The sequence below is a fragment of the Anaerovibrio sp. genome, from assembly GCF_045637405.1.
Classification (GTDB): domain Bacteria; phylum Bacillota; class Negativicutes; order Selenomonadales; family Selenomonadaceae; genus Anaerovibrio.
On the sequence record NZ_JAZTZI010000050.1, the window covers coordinates 1 to 2,152 of the forward strand.

Here is a 2,152-nt window from a genome sequence, read left to right on the forward strand (position 1 = left end):
AGCTCTTGGTAAAGGAGGACTCTCCCTCATTGTCCGAGCTAAACTCTATGGCAAAACCTTCTTCAGCCGCTTCATCTGTATATTCCTCTGGTTCAACGATCTCATCAATGCCGTCAAATTCAAATATTTCGGACTCCGGCTCCGTACTTTCATCACTGTCATCCGTATTGTCATTATCATCAGCATTATTAGTATCCTCATGATCATCCATCAATAATTCATCAATGGAACTAACAATCAGAGGGCTTTCATCAGTAGTGGAGTCCACAAATTCTTCTTCGACTTCGATTTCGGTTTCGGTTTCTGCTTCTGCTTCCTCTTCAGTCTGAATATCTTGCCAATTTTGATTGTTCAAGGCTTCAAATTCTGCCAATTCTTCCGGGGTCAATTCTTCCATATCTTCCCCGTTATTTCTAAACCGCCAATTATCAAAGGCCTTATCGGGAATTTTGTTTTCCTGCACATTAACAAAACCAGAAGTATCCAGTTTCTTCAGGTTTTTATTTAACTTGCTAGCGGCCTTTTGGGCAAATTCACTGACGTATGCTTCATTACCATATTCAGACTGACTATATCCATGGCCATAATCACTTTCCACATAGCCATTCATATCAGGACCGTCAAAGGGCACCTTCTCCCCTGTTGGCTCCGGCGCCTGCCAAGTTGGGGCATCTGTACTGCCATCCAGTTTAATTATGGTATTTATATCCCCAGTATCGGTAATAGCATCATTTGATGTATTTTGCGACATCGCCGGGCCATCATCAATAAAGGAGGCATCATTCGCCTGATTATAAAAAGACTTCTTGCTTTTAATTCGCTGAACCTGTTCTCCTACATGATTCTGTACCTTTGAACCGACATTTTTGGCCCCATCATAGACCACTTCCGCCACATCCAAAGCCATGCCAGCTCCCTTTTCCGAGGCTTCCTTGGTGTACAATATCCCCGTAGCCAAGGACCAAGGAGTTGCCAGGAGAACAGAACCAATTATGGCTGCTGCCAAGACAATCGTGGTACCAGTGCTGGCCAGGGGCTTATGGAGTACCAGGGCAATCATTCCACCTATGATTCCGCCACCATCCGCCAGGCTTTCCGGTAAAATTTCCTTGCCAAAGGGTATCAAAATATGATGATACATCGCCAATAGGGAAAATAATAATAACATTACTCCCACTGATGTCTTATTAATATCCTCTTTTTTGTGCTGCATTATGTAATAGCCGCCACAAACTACAAACAGCAAGGAAACTGCTGATGCACCAATACCAAAGAAATACTTCAAAAAACGGGCAAACTTAAGGCCTACAAAGCCCACATTTAACCCCAGTAAGCCACAAAGGGAAATAAGACCAATGGCCACAAAAATAATACCAATAATTTCCGGCTTTCTGGTGGAAGTTTCAGTTACTTCCTCTACTTTTTCCTTTACATCCGCCTTCTTATTGGCTGCCTTAGTTTTATTTTTGGATTTTATATGTTTATTTTTCTCTTTACCAGAGCGTTTAGTTACTTTTTTCTGCAAATTTTTCACCTCGTTAAATAAAGGCGCTAGCATATATTTTATCAAATAAAACAACATAAGAAAAGAGACTACTTCATCAATAGTCTCTTTTGCTAAAAACAATCTGTTACAATTCTTTATCTTTATTTCTTAAATTAGTCAGCTTGACAACCAAGCAATATAGTAGAGGTATCAGGAATACACCCAGAAGTGTGGCGAAGAACATTCCACCAACTACTGCTGTACCCATACTGTTTCTGGCTGCTGAACCAGCACCAGAGGCCATGGCTAACGGCAGACAGCCAATAACAAAGGCCAGGGAGGTCATAAGTATCGGTCTAAGGCGTAACCCCGCAGCTTCTATGGTGGCCTTCACCGGTTCCATACCGGCATCAACACGGGCCTTGGCGAACTCTACGATCAGAATAGCGTTCTTGGCTGCCAACCCCATGAGCATGATAACACCTATCTGCATATAGATACTGTTCTGGAGACCGGAATTAAGATACCCAAATATTGCTTCGGTATATAGCAATGTGTACTGAACGAAGAATGCGCCAAAGATTCCTGTAGGCACCGAGAGAAGCACCGCAAATGGTACACTCCAGCTCTCATACAACGCCGCTAGACAGAGGAATACAAACAAAA

The 2,152-nt window shown here is 42.6% G+C and carries 2 protein-coding genes; both read right to left on the bottom strand.

Features of this window, described 5'->3' with window-relative positions:
* Nucleotides 1–1,525: DNA translocase FtsK 4TM domain-containing protein (locus tag ACKI5G_RS03705; RefSeq protein WP_407397760.1), on the bottom strand; the 1,525-nt coding region annotated here is incomplete at its 3' end.
* Between the two features lie 106 nt (nt 1,526–1,631).
* Nucleotides 1,632–2,152: efflux RND transporter permease subunit (locus tag ACKI5G_RS03710; RefSeq protein ID WP_407397762.1), on the bottom strand; the 521-nt coding region annotated here is incomplete at its 5' end.